Source organism: Escherichia fergusonii ATCC 35469 (assembly GCF_000026225.1).
GTDB lineage: Bacteria > Pseudomonadota > Gammaproteobacteria > Enterobacterales > Enterobacteriaceae > Escherichia > Escherichia fergusonii.
In genome coordinates this window covers 3631520-3647370 of record NC_011740.1, presented here as the reverse complement: position 1 = coordinate 3647370, position 15851 = coordinate 3631520, and the positions used below count along the sequence as shown (strand labels likewise).

Annotated in this window: 18 protein-coding genes; 7 read left to right on the top strand and 11 right to left on the bottom strand. The window is 48.4% G+C overall.

The features are described 5' to 3' along the window. Nucleotides 1-160 precede the first annotated feature (160 nt). A complete protein-coding gene (yiaB, locus tag EFER_RS17870) occupies nt 161-502 on the top strand; it encodes an inner membrane protein YiaB (protein WP_001167262.1) in 342 nt (113 codons plus the stop codon). A gap of 64 nt (nt 503-566) precedes the next feature. Here the strand turns inward: yiaB and EFER_RS17865 are convergent, their stop codons facing one another. Further along, a complete protein-coding gene (locus EFER_RS17865; RefSeq protein ID WP_015953832.1) occupies nt 567-1562 on the bottom strand; it encodes an acyltransferase in 996 nt (331 codons plus the stop codon). A gap of 171 nt (nt 1563-1733) precedes the next feature. Between EFER_RS17865 and EFER_RS17860 the strand changes: the two genes are divergently transcribed. The 4 genes from EFER_RS17860 to hokA all read left to right on the top strand — a co-directional run bounded on the left by EFER_RS17860 (nt 1734) and on the right by hokA (nt 5594). Then, nucleotides 1734-2033 (top strand): YsaB family lipoprotein, encoded by a 300-nt coding sequence (locus EFER_RS17860; protein WP_024256552.1) that lies wholly within the window; start codon nt 1734-1736, stop codon nt 2031-2033. A gap of 95 nt (nt 2034-2128) precedes the next feature. Further along, nucleotides 2129-3040, top strand: coding sequence for a glycine--tRNA ligase subunit alpha (gene glyQ, locus EFER_RS17855; protein ID WP_001168544.1), 912 nt, complete (start codon nt 2129-2131; stop codon nt 3038-3040). A 9-nt stretch (nt 3041-3049) separates the two neighbouring features. Next, entirely contained in the window at nt 3050-5119 is a 2070-nt protein-coding gene (gene glyS / locus EFER_RS17850) for a glycine--tRNA ligase subunit beta (protein WP_001291786.1), read from the top strand. A 322-nt stretch (nt 5120-5441) separates the two neighbouring features. Further along, complete coding sequence (gene hokA / locus EFER_RS17845; RefSeq protein ID WP_001135723.1) at nt 5442-5594, top strand: type I toxin-antitoxin system toxin HokA; 153 nt, start codon at nt 5442-5444, stop codon at nt 5592-5594. On the opposite strand, the gene EFER_RS24655 is transcribed toward hokA, so the two are convergent. Then, nucleotides 5571-5642, bottom strand: coding sequence for a hypothetical protein (locus tag EFER_RS24655; RefSeq protein WP_216665726.1), 72 nt, complete (start codon nt 5640-5642; stop codon nt 5571-5573). The two genes, hokA and EFER_RS24655, sit on opposite strands and share 24 nt — an antisense overlap. A gap of 110 nt (nt 5643-5752) precedes the next feature. Here EFER_RS24655 and yidD point away from each other — a divergent pair, with 110 nt between their 5' ends. Continuing rightward, entirely contained in the window at nt 5753-6124 is a 372-nt protein-coding gene (yidD, locus tag EFER_RS17840; RefSeq protein ID WP_001037804.1) for a membrane protein insertion efficiency factor YidD, read from the top strand. A gap of 53 nt (nt 6125-6177) precedes the next feature. On the opposite strand, the gene cspE is transcribed toward yidD, so the two are convergent. The 3 genes from cspE to EFER_RS17825 all read right to left on the bottom strand — a co-directional run bounded on the left by cspE (nt 6178) and on the right by EFER_RS17825 (nt 8582). After that, a complete protein-coding gene (cspE, locus tag EFER_RS17835) occupies nt 6178-6390 on the bottom strand; it encodes a transcription antiterminator/RNA stability regulator CspE (RefSeq protein ID WP_000014594.1) in 213 nt (70 codons plus the stop codon). A gap of 281 nt (nt 6391-6671) precedes the next feature. Continuing rightward, nucleotides 6672-6962, bottom strand: a complete 291-nt coding sequence (locus EFER_RS17830; RefSeq protein ID WP_000455800.1) for an HTH-type transcriptional regulator — start codon at nt 6960-6962, stop codon at nt 6672-6674. A gap of 249 nt (nt 6963-7211) precedes the next feature. After that, the gene (locus EFER_RS17825) at nt 7212-8582 is read right to left on the bottom strand and encodes an MFS transporter (protein WP_000184983.1); all 1371 of its coding nucleotides are present in this window, start codon (nt 8580-8582) and stop codon (nt 7212-7214) included. A gap of 437 nt (nt 8583-9019) precedes the next feature. On the opposite strand from EFER_RS17825, the gene EFER_RS17820 reads away from it, so the two are divergent. Continuing rightward, nucleotides 9020-9730, top strand: coding sequence for a DUF3053 domain-containing protein (locus EFER_RS17820; protein ID WP_000190514.1), 711 nt, complete (start codon nt 9020-9022; stop codon nt 9728-9730). Between the two features lie 92 nt (nt 9731-9822). Here EFER_RS17820 and ghrB read toward each other — a convergent pair whose 3' ends face one another. The 6 genes from ghrB to EFER_RS17790 all read right to left on the bottom strand — a co-directional run bounded on the left by ghrB (nt 9823) and on the right by EFER_RS17790 (nt 15767). Next, on the bottom strand, nt 9823-10797 hold the full coding sequence (gene ghrB, locus EFER_RS17815) for a glyoxylate/hydroxypyruvate reductase GhrB (protein ID WP_000804667.1): 975 nt from the start codon (nt 10795-10797) through the stop codon (nt 9823-9825). Nucleotides 10798-10818: 21 nt separating this feature from the next. Next, nucleotides 10819-12099 carry an MFS transporter gene (locus EFER_RS17810; RefSeq protein WP_001089078.1) on the bottom strand — a complete coding sequence of 427 codons (1281 nt, stop codon included), beginning with the start codon at nt 12097-12099 and terminating at the stop codon, nt 10819-10821. 94 nt (nt 12100-12193) lie between these two features. Then, nucleotides 12194-13132: a sugar kinase gene (locus tag EFER_RS17805; protein WP_000682867.1), complete on the bottom strand. Its 939-nt coding sequence runs from the start codon at nt 13130-13132 to the stop codon at nt 12194-12196. A 4-nt stretch (nt 13133-13136) separates the two neighbouring features. Next, a complete protein-coding gene (locus EFER_RS17800; RefSeq protein ID WP_001189056.1) occupies nt 13137-13886 on the bottom strand; it encodes a sugar phosphate isomerase/epimerase family protein in 750 nt (249 codons plus the stop codon). A gap of 99 nt (nt 13887-13985) precedes the next feature. Further along, nucleotides 13986-15005, bottom strand: a complete 1020-nt coding sequence (locus EFER_RS17795) for a LacI family DNA-binding transcriptional regulator (RefSeq protein WP_000729229.1) — start codon at nt 15003-15005, stop codon at nt 13986-13988. 102 nt (nt 15006-15107) lie between these two features. Then, nucleotides 15108-15767: an OmpA family lipoprotein gene (locus EFER_RS17790; RefSeq protein WP_000747615.1), complete on the bottom strand. Its 660-nt coding sequence runs from the start codon at nt 15765-15767 to the stop codon at nt 15108-15110. Nucleotides 15768-15851: the final 84 nt, after the last annotated feature.

Below are 15851 nucleotides of genomic sequence, written 5' to 3'. Positions count from 1 at the left end.
TCTGTCCGGGCAGGGGAATTTATCCAATCTATATATTTTTTAAATCAATAAAAATTTAATATGAATGTATTCTGAAAATCATTTGTTAATGGTATTTTTCAGTTTTGTCTTGTGTTAGTTGCTCGTAATGTATCCCCGTCATAGAGATAGGGAGGTCACAATGCAAATTTCAAAGGCAGTAGCAAGAGTATTATTTTTTACTGGTGCGTTGGTCTACCTGGCGGGGCTATGGTATTCATGCCCTCTGTTGAGTGGGAAAGGCTATTTTCTGGGCGTGTTAATGACAGGCACATTTGTGACTTACTCATATCTACGTGCAGAAAGATTCAGCAATATAGATGAAACATTTTCTCGTATCTGCCAGTTCGTTGCACTACTTACTGTTGGTCTGTTGTTTCTCGGTGTCAGGAATGCCCCCATTAATGTTTATGAAATGGTGATATATCCTGTTGCTTTTTTCGTCAGTATATTTGGTCAAATAAAGTTAATGCGTGCGGAGTAATGTTATATTCTCACTGGTTCGAGTATAAGCCTGAAAGGTATTCTACTTTTCAGGCTAATGGTTGCTAACTGACCAGTCTTCTGCGATCAATTTTTTGTAATATTACAGAAAGTAATAAGCTACTGATCAGCGTAATACTAAATATCCAGAGTATATCCAGCAATGGCGATGTTTTAAATTCAAGACCACGGGTACGCAAGGCATGAATGATAAAAGCATGAAAGCCATATATTCCCAGAGAATGACGGGATATTAAGTTAAGTCCCGGAACTGTATGGGTATTAAGCGTATTTTTTACGAATGTCAGTAATGACACCGCACAAATAAATACCATCGGTCCACAGTAAAGATACCAGGTATCCGCAAAGTTGCCACGCCACTGTAATTCATACAGTGTGCCTCGTGAGATGATAAACACTCCTGCAACAAACAGTATTGCGCTTATCCAGGTTAGCGACCTCTTTTGGGTATTCATCATGCCGATAGCTCTACCTAACATGCCGTACAGAATGTAATAGACAGTATCACCGTTGATATATAAATTTATTGGTAGCCATTCGACTCCATCGATTTTTTGCGGTACTGTATTTGGATTAGCAATGATTCCGATAATAACCATCAGTATCAATAACATCTTACCGCTTATGTTTCTCACTTGAATAATCGGGGAAACGAGATATATCACAATAATGGCGAAGAAAAACCACAGGTGATAAAAAACGGGTTTTTGCAGCAGATTTTTGAGTGATAACTCAATATTAATCGATGTGAACAGCGAGATATATAACAGTGCCACAAGGCTATAAAAAATCAGGCACAATCCAATGCGTAAAAAATGGCGTGTTTGAGCGCTTCGTTCACCAAAGAAGAGATAGCCTGAGATCATAAAAAACAATGGTACGCTAACACGAGACGCGGAGTTTAGTACATTTGCCAAATCCCAACTTTCAGGGCTAATGCTATGAGCATTAGTGACATACCATGTGGTGGTATGAATCATCACCACCATTAAACAGGCTATTCCTCGCAGGTTATCAATCCAATAAATTTTGGGTGGCATCTGTGTCTCTGTGTCTGGTTAAAAAAATTCTGACCGATAAATCATTGAAGCATCGCACTGGATTAATCTGAGTTTTATGGCTACAGATTATAATGGCTTGAGTAAAATCTTACCCCTCAGCCACTATACAGAACTCAATAATAAGACTCACCTGCAAAAGACGGTAATTTGATGATGATGAAGTATTGCTTTCCAGCAATAGTACTTATGTTGATGGCAGGATGTTCAACACCACCACCAGAACAGAAAGCTCAAAGGGTTAAGGTTGATCCCATTCGGTCATTGAATATGGAAGAGCTATGCAGAGATCAGGCGGCAAAACGCTATAATACAGGTGCGCAAAAAATCGACGTCACCGCCTTCGAACAGTTCCAGGGAAGCTACGAAATGCGCGGTTATACCTTCCGGAAAGAGCAGTTTGTCTGTTCTTTTGACGCGGATGGCCATTTTTTGCATCTTTCCATGCGCTAAGGCCTGCCTTTTTCCCGTTTCGTACTGTATATCTTCCATCCAGCGGGTATACTGATCCCTTCCTTTAAATCCACACGTATCCAGCACGAAATAATATGCAAAAGTTTGATACCAGGACCTTCCAGGGCTTGATCCTGACCTTACAGGATTACTGGGCTCGCCAGGGCTGCACCATTGTTCAACCATTGGACATGGAAGTCGGCGCGGGAACCTCTCACCCAATGACCTGTCTGCGCGCGCTGGGGCCAGAACCGATGGCGGCTGCTTATGTTCAGCCTTCTCGTCGCCCGACCGATGGTCGCTACGGCGAAAACCCCAACCGCTTACAGCACTACTATCAGTTCCAGGTGGTTATTAAGCCATCGCCGGACAATATTCAGGAGCTGTACCTCGGTTCTCTGAAAGAGCTGGGCATGGACCCGACTATCCACGATATCCGTTTCGTGGAAGATAACTGGGAAAACCCGACTTTGGGTGCCTGGGGGCTGGGCTGGGAAGTGTGGCTGAACGGCATGGAAGTGACGCAGTTCACTTACTTCCAGCAGGTTGGTGGTCTGGAGTGTAAACCGGTTACCGGCGAGATCACCTACGGTCTGGAACGTCTGGCAATGTACATTCAGGGCGTAGACAGCGTTTACGACCTGGTCTGGAGCGACGGCCCGCTGGGTAAAACCACCTACGGCGACGTGTTCCATCAGAACGAAGTGGAGCAGTCCACTTACAACTTCGAATACGCGGATGTGGACTTCCTGTTCACCTGCTTCGAGCAATACGAGAAAGAAGCGCAGCAGTTGCTGGCGCTGGAAAATCCACTGCCGCTGCCAGCCTACGAGCGTATTCTGAAAGCCGCCCACAGCTTCAACCTGCTGGATGCGCGTAAAGCCATCTCCGTCACCGAGCGTCAGCGTTACATTCTGCGCATTCGCACCCTGACCAAAGCAGTGGCAGAAGCATACTACGCTTCCCGTGAAGCCCTCGGCTTCCCGATGTGCAACAAAGATAAGTAAGAGGCGGCTATGTCTGAGAAAACTTTTCTGGTGGAAATCGGCACTGAAGAGCTGCCACCAAAAGCACTGCGCAGCCTGGCTGAGTCCTTTGCTGCGAACTTTACTGCGGAGCTGGATAACGCTGGCCTCGCACATGGCACCGTTCAATGGTTTGCTGCTCCGCGTCGTCTGGCGCTGAAAGTAGCTAACCTGGCGGAAGCACAACCGGATCGTGAAATCGAAAAACGTGGCCCGGCAATTGCTCAGGCGTTCGATGCTGAAGGTAAACCGAGTAAAGCGGCAGAAGGTTGGGCGCGTGGTTGCGGTATTACCGTTGACCAGGCTGAGCGTCTGACCACCGATAAAGGCGAATGGTTGCTGTATCGCGCTCATGTGAAGGGCGAAAGCACCGAAGCACTGCTGCCGAATATGGTAGCCACTTCGCTGGCGAAGCTGCCGATTCCGAAACTGATGCGTTGGGGCGCAAGCGACGTGCACTTCGTGCGTCCGGTTCACACCGTGACCCTGCTGCTGGGCGACAAAGTCATTCCGGCAACCATTCTGGGCATTCAGTCCGATCGCGTGATTCGCGGCCACCGCTTTATGGGCGAGCCGGAATTTACTATCGACAATGCCGATCAGTATCCGGAAATTCTGCGCGAGCGCGGGAAAGTTATCGCCGATTACGAAGAACGTAAGGCGAAGATTAAAGCCGATGCCGAAGAAGCCGCGCGTAAGATTGGCGGTAACGCTGACTTAAGCGAAAGCCTGTTGGAAGAAGTCGCTTCGCTGGTGGAATGGCCGGTTGTGCTGACCGCAAAATTCGAAGAGAAATTCCTCGCGGTGCCGTCTGAAGCGCTGGTTTACACCATGAAAGGTGACCAGAAATACTTCCCGGTGTATGCGAACGACGGCAAACTGCTGCCGAACTTTATCTTCGTTGCCAATATCGAATCGAAAGATCCGCAGCAAATTATCTCTGGTAACGAGAAAGTCGTTCGTCCACGTCTGGCGGATGCCGAGTTCTTCTTCAACACCGACCGTAAAAAACGTCTGGAAGATAACCTGCCGCGCCTGCAAACCGTGTTGTTCCAGCAACAGCTGGGTACACTGCGCGACAAAACTGACCGCATCCAGGCGCTGGCTGGCTGGATTGCTGAACAGATTGGCGCTGACGTTAACCACGCAACCCGTGCGGGCCTGCTGTCCAAGTGCGACCTGATGACCAACATGGTCTTCGAGTTCACCGACACTCAGGGCGTTATGGGTATGCACTACGCGCGTCACGATGGTGAAGCGGAAGATGTCGCCGTAGCGCTGAATGAGCAGTATCAGCCGCGCTTTGCCGGTGATGACCTGCCGTCTAACCCAGTGGCTTGTGCGCTGGCGATTGCTGACAAGATGGATACCCTGGCGGGTATCTTCGGTATCGGTCAGCATCCGAAAGGCGACAAAGACCCCTTTGCGCTGCGTCGTGCCGCACTTGGCGTGCTGCGTATTATCGTTGAGAAGAACCTCAACCTTGATCTGCAAACGCTGACCGAAGAAGCGGTGCGTCTGTATGGCGATAAGCTGACTAATGCCAACGTGGTTGATGACGTTATCGACTTTATGCTCGGTCGCTTCCGCGCCTGGTATCAGGACGAAGGTTATACCGTTGACACCATCCAGGCGGTACTGGCGCGTCGTCCGACTCGCCCGGCAGATTTTGATGCCCGTATGAAAGCGGTATCGCACTTCCGTACGCTGGATGCAGCGGCAGCACTGGCGGCGGCGAATAAGCGTGTATCTAACATCCTGGCGAAATCAGACGAAGTGCTGAGCGACCGCGTGAATGCCTCTACTCTGAAAGAGCCGGAAGAAATTAAACTGGCGATGCAGGTGGTTGTGCTGCGCGATAAACTGGAGCCGTACTTCGCCGAAGGTCGTTACCAGGATGCGCTGGTCGAACTGGCTGAGCTGCGTGAACCGGTCGATGCTTTCTTCGATAAAGTGATGGTAATGGTTGATGACAAAGAATTGCGTATCAACCGTCTGACCATGCTGGAGAAACTGCGCGAACTGTTCCTGCGCGTTGCGGATATTTCGCTGTTGCAGTAATAACGTCGTTATTAAAAAGCCTGCCATTTGGCAGGCTTTTTTATCGCTAAATAATAGAGCAACCTTTAATAATCTTCTGCTGAATAAAGATTGTCTCATATATTAATTTTATGAGTTTTTTTTAGGATTATATAAAGGAGAAGAAAAGAACTTATTAAGCTAGAATAGCCACGGGTGCTTGAGACTGTTTGTCTCAGGTATTCACCGAAAGGCAGACAGAGAAAAGCCCCACCTGACTATAAATCAAAGTGAGGCTGCCTCTATGCTTCAACAACATAAGGTTAGCCTCTTACTCGTTGGAAATCAACACAGGAGGCTGGGAATGCCGCAGAAATACGGATTACTTTCGTTAATAGTGATTTGTTTCACGCTTTTATTTTTCACCTGGATGATAAGAGATTCACTGTGTGAATTGCATATTAAACAGGAGAGTTATGAGCTGGCGGCGTTTTTAGCCTGCAAATTGAAAGAGTAAGAGTCTTCGGCGGGAAGTTATTCCCGCCTTTCTTATGGCGTTGGGTATTCTCAATGCACCCTAATTTATTTCTTTAATGAATGTTTTTTTTAAAAATACGAATGAATTTGGCTATTAAATAAGTTTTTAATCGGGAACAGGAATGGTTCGGAGCCTTCATGAATAAACTGCTTTTACTGTTGATAATGCTTTATCAACGACATCTTTCTCCTCGCAAAGGCTACCGCTGTGCTTACAGTGTGTTGTACCAAACGCAGGGATGTTCGGGAGCAGTCAAAGAGATTATTCAACAGAAAGGTGTTATTGCAGGCTGGGGTGAGATACGTCAGCGTTTTGCAGATTGCCGACTTGCAGCACAGACAATCAGGCAGAAGCAACACCTGAACGAGGTAATAAGTAAAAAGAAGAATAATGATTGTGATTGTTCCGGGTGTGATGGTGCGGTCTGTCGTGATTGCCACATCCCGGTGCCGGATCTGGATTATTCCTGGGACTGTTCTTCTCTACATATAAAGCGGTTTTTCCAATAAAAAAATCCCCGCCATTTGGCAGGGATCTTAGATTCTGTGCTTTTAAGCAGAGATTACAGGCTGGTTACGTTACCAGCTGCCGGGCCTTTAGCGCCGCTTTCGATGGTGAAGGACACTTTCTGACCTTCGTCCAGAGATTTGTAACCATCGTTCTGGATAGCAGAGAAGTGTACGAACACGTCTTTAGAGCCATCGTCAGGAGTGATGAAGCCGAAGCCTTTGTCAGCGTTGAACCATTTTACGATACCAGTCATTTTACCGGACATAGTGTATTACCTTTAATAATTAATTGTGCCTTTCGGCGATATGGCGTGCTTTACAGATTTTTGAAGCGTTAAAGGAAATGCACTACGAGGGGTATCAACGATAACTCTTGAAGAGGACTTGCCTTACTACACTGCTTTAATGGTCTGTACGTCAAACCGTTGAGTGCATTAAGCCACGTAACTTATGTAAAAGCAACTTTTATTTTTCTAACTTATGGTTAATTGTATGTAAAACGGTCCTTCGAACAGGACCGTGAATGTTAAAAAAAAGAAATAAAATGCTATTCCATCAATTGTTTACTTAACGCCGGGTTGGCCTGGATCAGTCGCATCAATTTTAGTTCGGTGCTGGAAGGTCTTACACGTCTGGACTCCCATTCACGTACCATGGCAACTGAAACGCCTAAAACTCTCGCAAAATCATCAATCTTTAGCCCTGTTCCTCTGCGTAATTGCTCAAATTCATTAAAAGCACAGGGTTTCTTCGTCAGGTTTGTTTTGGAAATTTCTTCTTTAAAAACAATTTGTTCAAGGTTGCTGAGCAGCTCAACCATTGGATCTTTATATTCCATTTAGAACTCCTCTAAATCACACAGCGGGATCGTGAATTTCATCGAAGCCAGTTAAGAATAGCCTTAATCAGATAAGCCGGGCGGGTATTTTTGCACGCAAATTGTGCAGATTCGTTTCAGCGATGGCGCAGACGTGATTTCCAGGACGCTAACAAATTGATATACGCAAATTTATTTTTTCTGCATAACCAATGTAAACTTGCGCAAATCTTAATCGCCTGGCGAAACAACTCTCGCCAGGCGACATAATCAGGCTTTTTGCGTTGCGCTACTCAGATCTTCCGTAGCGGATTGCGTCAGAGGTAACTGGCGCTTACCAACCCAATATTTCACCATGAGCGCCAGTGCTGATACCAGCGCCGGAATTGCCAGGAAGGTAAATATGGTTTCGAAAGACAGCTGGGCCTGCATTAAAAACGCGCCACTGAATGCGCCGAGGATCCCACCAAAGCGGCCCAGGCCTAACATCCAGGCAACGCCTGTCGCACGGCCCTGGGTAGGGTAAAAACCAGCAGCCAGAGCAGGCATTGATGATTGTGCGCCATTCATAATGGTTCCGGCGATAAATACCATCACTCCCATTAATACCAGGTTACTGGTGGAGAAACCTACCAGGCAAACAAAGATGCCTGTCAGTAGCCAGCCAACGGCGACTACTTTATTAGGGTTCAGTTTATCCATCAGCGCGCCAAGCAGCAGGACACCGATCCCACCACCAAGAGGGAATAGCGCGGTGATAATAGACGCCTGACTTAAGGTCGCGCCTGTTTCACGAATTAGTAATGGCAGCCAGCTGGTCAGCAGGTAAAAAATCAACAGGCCCATAAAATAGGTCAGGCATAGCATCACCGTTCCCACGGCGTAACGTGGGGAGAAAATAACACCCAGCGCCGATTTCTCTTTTACCAGCCCAGCCTCACGCAACACAAAATACGTTTGCTCAGGAACAGGGGCGATGCGGCGTAAAATAGTACCGATTTGCTGCTGAGATTTATTTTTCACCACCAGGTAACGTGCGGATTCCGGTAACAGGAAAATCAGAACGACAGCCAGAATCAACGGCATTATACCGCCGAGGATCAGTACGCTCTGCCAGCCATAATGGGGGATAAGCCAGGCTGAAATAAATCCGCCCATCGAAGAGCCAATCGGAAAACCTACAAACATCAGGTTAACCAGTAAGGCGCGACGACGCTCCGGGGCATACTCGCTCATTAAGGTTGCCGCGTTAGGCATTGCCGCACCCAGCCCCAGCCCGGTTAAGAAGCGTAGGGCAGTAAGTTGATTTAACGTACTGGCAAAGGCGGTTAATAAGCTAAAACCACCAAATACCAGGATCGACATAATCAGTACTTTCTTGCGTCCAATACGATCCGCCATCGGGCCTGCGGTGAGTGCGCCAACAGCCAACCCGACCAGTGCAGCACTCATTACCGGGCCTAATGCTGACTTCTCTACGCCCCATTCCTGCACCAGGTCGGAAGCAATAAAACCGATAATTGCAGTATCAAAACCGTCCATAGCGACGGTCACAAAGCACAGTACCAGGATCATCCACTGGTAGCGGGAAAAAGGATGCTGATTAATAAATGCCTGAATATCAGTTGTTCTGTTTGTCATGCGATTATTCCTGCAAAGCAAGGCGGGCAACGGAGGGTGTTCTTATCTTCACGACCGCATTGGTGATTCAAATGTGCGATTACCGAACCTTTATCCGTTAATCGTTCATTTAATCAAAACATTGAAACTCCTGGTGGGCAATCGTCCTGCTGGCGATACCGGGCGATTATCGTACTGTTTAGCGCTTTGTAGAGCAGTGCAGGATGAAAAAGATAAATAAATCATAGTGATGTTATGACTCATGGCCATTATTCTTATCGTGTTAAATGTGATGAGAGTAACAAATTTATAACATTTAAAAGTGCCAGCCAGAAAACGAATTTTTCCCTGCAAGATTATGCGGAAAGGGTATCCTGCAAGCCTGACCTGGACTATCCTTGTCAACGTCAGACACGCATGTGTCGTTGTGCGCATTTTTGGGTGAAAGGAGTATAAAAATGGCGACAGGTAAGTCCTGCTCTCGCTGGTTTGCGCCTATTGCGGCGTTATTAATGGTTATTAGCCTGAGTGGGTGTTTTGATAAAGAAGGCGATCAGCGCAAAGCGTTCATCGATTTCCTGGATAATACAGTCATGCGTAGTAATGAACGGATACCGACTTTAACTGCCGATCAGAAAAAGCAGTTTGGTCCGTTTGTTAATGATTACGCCGTTTTGTACGGTTACTCACAGCAGGTAAATCAGGCGATTGATTCTGGTTTGCGTCCGGTCGTCGATAGTGTAAATGCGATTCGTGTACCGCAGGACTATATGACTCAGCGTGTTGCACTGCGCGATCTGAATGGTTCATTAGGTGTGCTGGCGCAGCAATTGCAGAATGCAAAATTGCAGGCGGATGCTGCTCATGGCGCACTTAAGCAGTCTGAAGATTTAAAACCGGTATTTGATAAGGCATTTAATAAAGTGGTGACGCTTCCAGCCGAAGCACTGCAGCCGATGATCCCGGTAGCGCAGACCTTTACCCAGCAGCTGGTGCAGGTGGGTGATTATATTGCTCAGCAGGGTACTCAGGTTAGCTTTGTGGCAAATGGTATTCAATTCCCGACCTCTCAACAGGCAAGTGAATACAATAAGCTAATCGCGCCACTGGCAACTCAGCATCAGGAATTTATTCAAGCCTGGACGAAAGTAAAAAGCGCAACTGAATAATAATTTTAATGCCCGATAATGCTTCGGGCATTAATTAAGTCTATTTATTCAACAATCTGATACCGGAGTGGATATACCCCTCCGGTATTTTTTTACTTCGCGACTTGCGGATTCACGCAGTTCTTATCGACATTGCCCTGTAGCGCTGCGATCAGGTTGTCCACCGCACAAGCCGCCATGTTATAACGTGTTTCATGAGTGGCAGAACCGATATGTGGCAGTGCCACCACGTTTGGCATAGCAAGCAAAGGGGAATCTACTGGCAGTGGTTCCCGCTCAAACACATCCAGTCCGGCAGCGTGAATTTCTCCCTTCTGTAATGCGCTTATCAGGGCTTTTTCATCAACCACTGGGCCACGACCAGCGTTAATGAAAATGGCGGAGGATTTCATTTTGGCAAACTGTTCAGCACCGAAGAGATGATGCGTTTCTTCGGTTAACGGCAGAATCAGACAAACGAAATCAGCTTCCTGCAACAACGTATCGAGATCGCAATAGCGGGCGTTAAAGCGCTCTTCTGCCTGCGGGTGTTGGCGACGAGCGTTATAGAGAATCGGCATGTTAAAACCAAAGTGTGCACGCTGGGCCAGTGCCATACCAATGCGCCCCATGCCAACAATCCCTAAGGTCTTGTGATGTACATCACTACCAAACCAGTCAGGCCCAATGCTGGCAGTCCATTCACCGGCTTTTACGCGTTCTGCGACTTCCACCACCCGACGAGAAGTGGCGAGAATAAGCGCCATCAACGTATCCGCGACAGTTTCAGTCAGCACTGTAGGAGTATGCATCAGCAATACTTTACGGGCGTTAAGGGCATCAACATCAAAATTGTCATAACCTACAGAGATCGTTGACGTTGCCCGCAGCTTTGGCATTTTTTCCAGTAATGCATCATCCACTTTTTCGCTTGAACCCAACAGACCTTCCGCATTCGCAAACGCTTCTGCGTGTTGCTCTACCGTTTGTGGGCTCAGGTTGCTTACCTGCGTTACAGTAAAGTGTTCCTCAAGGCGTTGCAGTAAAACGTCAGGTAACTTTTTATAAAGAATAATGGACGGCTTCATGCGAATCTCCGTGATTAATATTTAAGCGTGGCGCGCGCCAACGGGTAGCGGTTGATTGGCTGCTGGTTTAACAATCAATGTTAGCCATACAGAAACGAAAAGCGCTACCCCCATGAAAATGAATGATGCTGATGGGCTACCGGTTACCCCATTGAGATAACCAACAAACCATGAGCCGAGGAACGAGCCCAGCGCTCCCATACTGTTGATCAATGCCATTGCGCCACCGGCAACATTACGTGGCAGCATTTCTGGAATAATGGCAAAGAACGGACCATACGGGGCATACATTGCAGCGCCTGCGATCACCAGTAAGGTATAAGAAAGCCAGAAATTGTTAGCACCCACGGCCCAGGAGCCGATAAAGGCAATCGCGGCAATCAGCAGTGAAGGCCAGACAAAGAGCTTACGATTTTGCAATTTGTCCGATGCCCAGGAGACAATAATCATTGCCGCTGTCGCTGCCAGATAGGGGACAGAAGAGAGCCAGCCGACTTCAACCATACCCAGGTTTTCACCACCGCTACGGATAATTGATGGTAACCAGAGCACAAACCCATATACCCCGATGCTCCAGGTAAAATACTGCATACACAGTAAGATGACGTTACGGGAGCGGAAGGCTTCACCATAGTTACGAACGGCTTTGATACCTTGTTGTTCCTGCTCTAACTGTGCCTGTAACGCCGCTTTCTCTGATTCAGAAAGCCAGCCTGCCTGCGCAGGTTTATCTTTTACCAGCACCCACCAACAAAAGGCCCAGATGATGGCCGGCACACCTTCGATGATAAACATTTCGCGCCAGCCAAACGCCTGAATCAGGTAGCCAGAGACAACCGACATCCACAGCACTGTTACCGGATTTCCAAGGATCAGAAAGGTATTGGCACGTGAGCGTTCAGATTTGGTAAACCAGTTACTGATATATATCAGCATCGCAGGCATGACCGCAGCTTCTACCACCCCGAGAATAAAGCGAATTGCTGCCAGTGCCGGAATGTTGCTGACCATCCCTGTCAGCGAGGCACAACCGCCCCATAAGATTAGACAGACGAAAATCAGTTTGCGGACACTACGCCGTTCTGCATATACCGCTCCAGGGATCTGGAAAAAGAAGTAACCGAGGAAGAAAAGGGCCCCCAGCAGCGACGAAATCCCTTTAGTAATACCGAGGTCTTCGTTGATGCCAGCGGCGGATGCGAAACTAAAGTTCGCACGATCAAGGTACGCCAGGCTATACGTGATAAACACGATAGGCATGATGTACCACCAACGTTTTGCTGCGTTTGTTGAGCTGTTCATAGGCCTGCCTCTATGCTTCAGGTTAGAGCGCCTCTGTAGGTAGGGACAGAGGAGTACGTATCAGATTGTTTTGTTACTCATTTTTATAGGGGAATTACTCTCCCAGTTGTTCACGTGTCGGAAGCCCTTCACTGTCGCCCTGTACCTGAATCGCCAGTGCGCCAATTTTATTCCCCCGAGTGACCGCCTGATGTAGTGTGCGACCTTCTAATAGTGCACTGATAACACCACATGCGAAGCCATCTCCGGCCCCAACGGTATCGACCACGTTTTCGACTTTAACCGGGGCAACACTGCCCTTCTCGCCATCGGCTGTTTTATACCAGGCGCCATCAGCACCCGTTTTCAGTACAACCGCTTTGACGCCATGTTGAAGATAGAAATCGGCAATACCTTCCGGTGTCTGTTGTCCGGTTAAGATCATGCCTTCTTTCAACCCCGGAAGTACCCAGTCAGCCTGAAAAGCGAGGTGGTTTAGTTTTTCAATCATCTCGGCTTCACTCTTCCACAGCACCGGACGCAAATTAGGATCGAACGAAATAGTCTTCCCCAGAGATTTCATCGTATGAGCTGCGTGATTAAGTAAGTCATAAGAGCTTGCAGAAAGTGCCGCTGCAACGCCGCTCAGGTGTAAATGACGTGCACTGGCAAACCAGCTCTCGTCATAGTCGTCCAATGAGAGATAACTGGCGGCGGAGCCATTACGGAAATATTCCACAATGGGATCGGTTCCATTTTCAGTCTTAGATTTAAGCTGAAAGCCGGTTGCGTGGTCGCTATCGCAACTGACGCCACGGGCATCAATCCCCTCTTTTTGCAACGTATTGAGAACCATACGACCGAAGCTGTCATTTCCGACGCGACTTACCCATGCGACCTTTAAACCCAGACGTGCCAGGCCTGTTGCCACATTTAGCTCGGCACCTGCCACGCGCGTGATAAAATTTTCTACTTCAGCTAAATCGCCTGTTTGCGTAGCCACAAACATCGCCATTGCTTCACCGATAGTGATGACATCCAGCGAGTGTTTCATCTCTTCACTCCTTACGTAATAAATCGACATAACGGCGAGTTACGGCCGCCAAATCAGCCCCTTCCAGGGGAAATTCGATGCCACGTGGCACATCGGCAGGAAGCATCGTGAGTAATTTCAGCCAGCGACTGTCGGCGTTGTCCGGGGGAACGGCACGAAAACTCTCTTTGTGAGGAAGGGCCGCTTTAACATGGATATAGCCCACAGAATTGGCTAACTGATACGCCGCTTCTTCTGGCGAATTCCCCACCCACAGCCAGTTGCCCATATCAAAGGTCAGTTTGACTGGCAGCTCAAATTGCTGACAAATCCCCTTAAAACGCAGCATTGGCTGCAAGCGTCCGCAGGGGGTTTGATCATTTTCAACCACTAACGCCATATCACTGCTGGCAAGCCAGTCGCGTAGAGTATTGAGTTGATCAGGGCGACCAAAATGACCTAAAGAGACTTTCAGCCACAGAGATTTCAGATCCTTCGCTTCCTGAAGCAACTGAGGAAGTTGCGGGTTAAGATCGCCATTTTCTATAAATAACGGTTCGGGAGCGGAATAACAGGCCTGAAGTCCGGCATGTTCAATGGCGAGGCCCAGTTCCGCTAGTGCCAGTAAATCCGTAGAAGTAAACAGTTCTCGACGAATTTCAACGCCATCGGCACCGGATTTTGCAATAACCGGCAGAAGTGCTTTCTGCCCGCCTGCTGCCTGAATGTGCTCATAACCGTAAGCGGCGGTGACCACGAAAATTTTTCTCTGCATGGGAACTCCCTGGCTAGCGCGATTGATATAACGCTAGTTGGAACCGGTTCCAAAGAAAAGGGCGCTGTGTTGAAATTATGATCGCTATCACGAAGGAATTTAACGTGCCGTTGATCCGCGAACAATCAACTCGCCGGAGAAAACGTGCTCACGAATAGGCTCTGTAACACCTTCAATACGGCGTACCACCTGTTCCACAGCCGCATAACCAATTTGCCAGGTCGGTTGTTTGAGCGTGGTAATCCCCACGCCTGCCAGTTCGGCCCATTCCAGCTCATCAAAACCAAGCAGGCCGATATCACTGCCCCAGTTCAGGCCAATACGTTTGAGCGCGCGTGCTACCTGTAGCGTTAGTGCGCCGTTTGCCGACATCACGGCTTTGCGCATTCCCCGATGTTGCTGGTGGAACTGGCGAAGCGTGTTTTCCAGAAGTGTATTCTCAGCCAGTGGAACTTCTGCATTCTGCGCTACAACACCCGGATAACGTGCCAGAGTAGCGTGAAAAGCATTTAGCCTTTCACGTCGCGTGTTTACCATTCCCAGCGGTTCGCTGAGAAAGAGTATGGCTTCAAACCCTTGCTCAATTAAATGCTCGGTAGCGGTAGTTGCAGCTTGCGTGTTGTCCAGTCCAACAACATCACAGGCAAAATCGGGGATCTTGCGATCAATAAGCACCATTGGCAGTGCCGACTGTTGCAAACGATTTAGCCCTTCTTCACGCATTCCTACGGCATTGACCACAATACCTTCCACCTGGTAGCTGCGTAGCAAATCGAGATAATGTTGTTCCTGATTCACTTCATTGTTGGTATTACACACCAGGGGAGTGAATCCTTTATCGCGACAAGCCGCCTCAATGCCACTTAACACATTTACCGAGTAGGGGTTAGTAATATCGGCGATAATCAGACCAATCAGCCGGGTACGGCCACGTTTCAGGCTTCGGGCCATCAGGCTGGGGCGATAATCAAGATCGGCAATCGCTTTTTCAATCCGCGCCAGCAATGCTTCGGAAAGCAGATGTTTTTCGCCGTTGAGGTAACGAGAGATGCTGGTTTTGCCGGTTTTTGCGGCTTTTGCGACATCGCTAATGGTGGGGCGCGTTGATTTTGCTGCCATAGGGGGATTCCTTGCCTGAAAGTGAGAACACCTTAACGCGAAAATTAGCGCTGGCAAGATGATAAATGTCGGATGACGAAACCGCCATCCGACATTGGGGAATTACAGCGGGCTTAAGGTAATTTCTACGCGACGGTTTTGTGCTTTACCTTCTGCGGTGCTGTTGCTGGCGATTGGGTTAGCCGGACCCATACCACGCGTGTTGATACGGTTAGCCGCCACACCCTGAGTGATCAATGCGCTGGCAACGGAGTCTGCACGTTGCTGAGACAGACGCATATTCAGGTCGTATCCACCAGTGCTGTCAGTATAGCCAAGTACGTTTACAGCGGTTTTCGGGTACTCTTTCAGTACCATTGCAACGCCGGTCAGCGTGTTCGCACCTGCCGGTTTTAGAGTGGCGCTGTTGCTGTCGAAAGTGACGTTATTTGGCATGTTGAGGATAATGTTATCCCCACTGCGGGTTACGCTTACACCAGTGCCGCGCATTTTGTCGCGCAGTTTCGCTTCCTGCACATCCATGTAATAACCAACGCCGCCGCCCAGAGCAGCGCCAGCGGCTGCGCCAATCAGTGCGCCTTTACCGCGATCTTTTTTCGAAGAAGAGAGCGCGCCAATGCCTGCACCAACAAGTGAACCCAGACCCGCACCGATGGCAGAGTTACCCGCTTCGCGCTCGCCAGTGTAGGGGTTAGTTGTACAACCAGATACTGCCAGAGCACCGCTCACAATGGCGGCAATAAGATAAACACGTTTCTTCATCGTTAATCCTTAATAACCTTTTTATTCTTTGCCACGGTTGCCGTGGCGGGAGATTATGCCGTGTGAACATGAAGATTTTTCCTG

Bases quoted from the DNA above. Each gene is read 5' to 3' on its own strand.
- EFER_RS17820 (WP_000190514.1), top strand. From the start codon at position 9,020: ATGGCGACAGGTAAGTCCTGCTCTCGCTGGTTTGCGCCTATTGCGGCG.
- EFER_RS17795 (WP_000729229.1), bottom strand. From the start codon at position 15,005: ATGGCAGCAAAATCAACGCGCCCCACCATTAGCGATGTCGCAAAAGCC.
- hokA (WP_001135723.1), top strand. From the start codon at position 5,442: ATGCCGCAGAAATACGGATTACTTTCGTTAATAGTGATTTGTTTCACG.
- EFER_RS17830 (WP_000455800.1), bottom strand. From the start codon at position 6,962: ATGGAATATAAAGATCCAATGGTTGAGCTGCTCAGCAACCTTGAACAA.
- glyQ (WP_001168544.1), top strand. From the start codon at position 2,129: ATGCAAAAGTTTGATACCAGGACCTTCCAGGGCTTGATCCTGACCTTA.
- EFER_RS17810 (WP_001089078.1), bottom strand. From the start codon at position 12,099: ATGAACAGCTCAACAAACGCAGCAAAACGTTGGTGGTACATCATGCCT.
- EFER_RS17865 (WP_015953832.1), bottom strand. From the start codon at position 1,562: ATGCCACCCAAAATTTATTGGATTGATAACCTGCGAGGAATAGCCTGT.
- yiaB (WP_001167262.1), top strand. From the start codon at position 161: ATGCAAATTTCAAAGGCAGTAGCAAGAGTATTATTTTTTACTGGTGCG.
- EFER_RS17825 (WP_000184983.1), bottom strand. From the start codon at position 8,582: ATGACAAACAGAACAACTGATATTCAGGCATTTATTAATCAGCATCCT.
- glyS (WP_001291786.1), top strand. From the start codon at position 3,050: ATGTCTGAGAAAACTTTTCTGGTGGAAATCGGCACTGAAGAGCTGCCA.
- EFER_RS17860 (WP_024256552.1), top strand. From the start codon at position 1,734: ATGATGATGAAGTATTGCTTTCCAGCAATAGTACTTATGTTGATGGCA.
- cspE (WP_000014594.1), bottom strand. From the start codon at position 6,390: ATGTCCGGTAAAATGACTGGTATCGTAAAATGGTTCAACGCTGACAAA.
- yidD (WP_001037804.1), top strand. From the start codon at position 5,753: ATGAATAAACTGCTTTTACTGTTGATAATGCTTTATCAACGACATCTT.
- EFER_RS17790 (WP_000747615.1), bottom strand. From the start codon at position 15,767: ATGAAGAAACGTGTTTATCTTATTGCCGCCATTGTGAGCGGTGCTCTG.
- EFER_RS17800 (WP_001189056.1), bottom strand. From the start codon at position 13,886: ATGCAGAGAAAAATTTTCGTGGTCACCGCCGCTTACGGTTATGAGCAC.
- EFER_RS17805 (WP_000682867.1), bottom strand. From the start codon at position 13,132: ATGAAACACTCGCTGGATGTCATCACTATCGGTGAAGCAATGGCGATG.
- ghrB (WP_000804667.1), bottom strand. From the start codon at position 10,797: ATGAAGCCGTCCATTATTCTTTATAAAAAGTTACCTGACGTTTTACTG.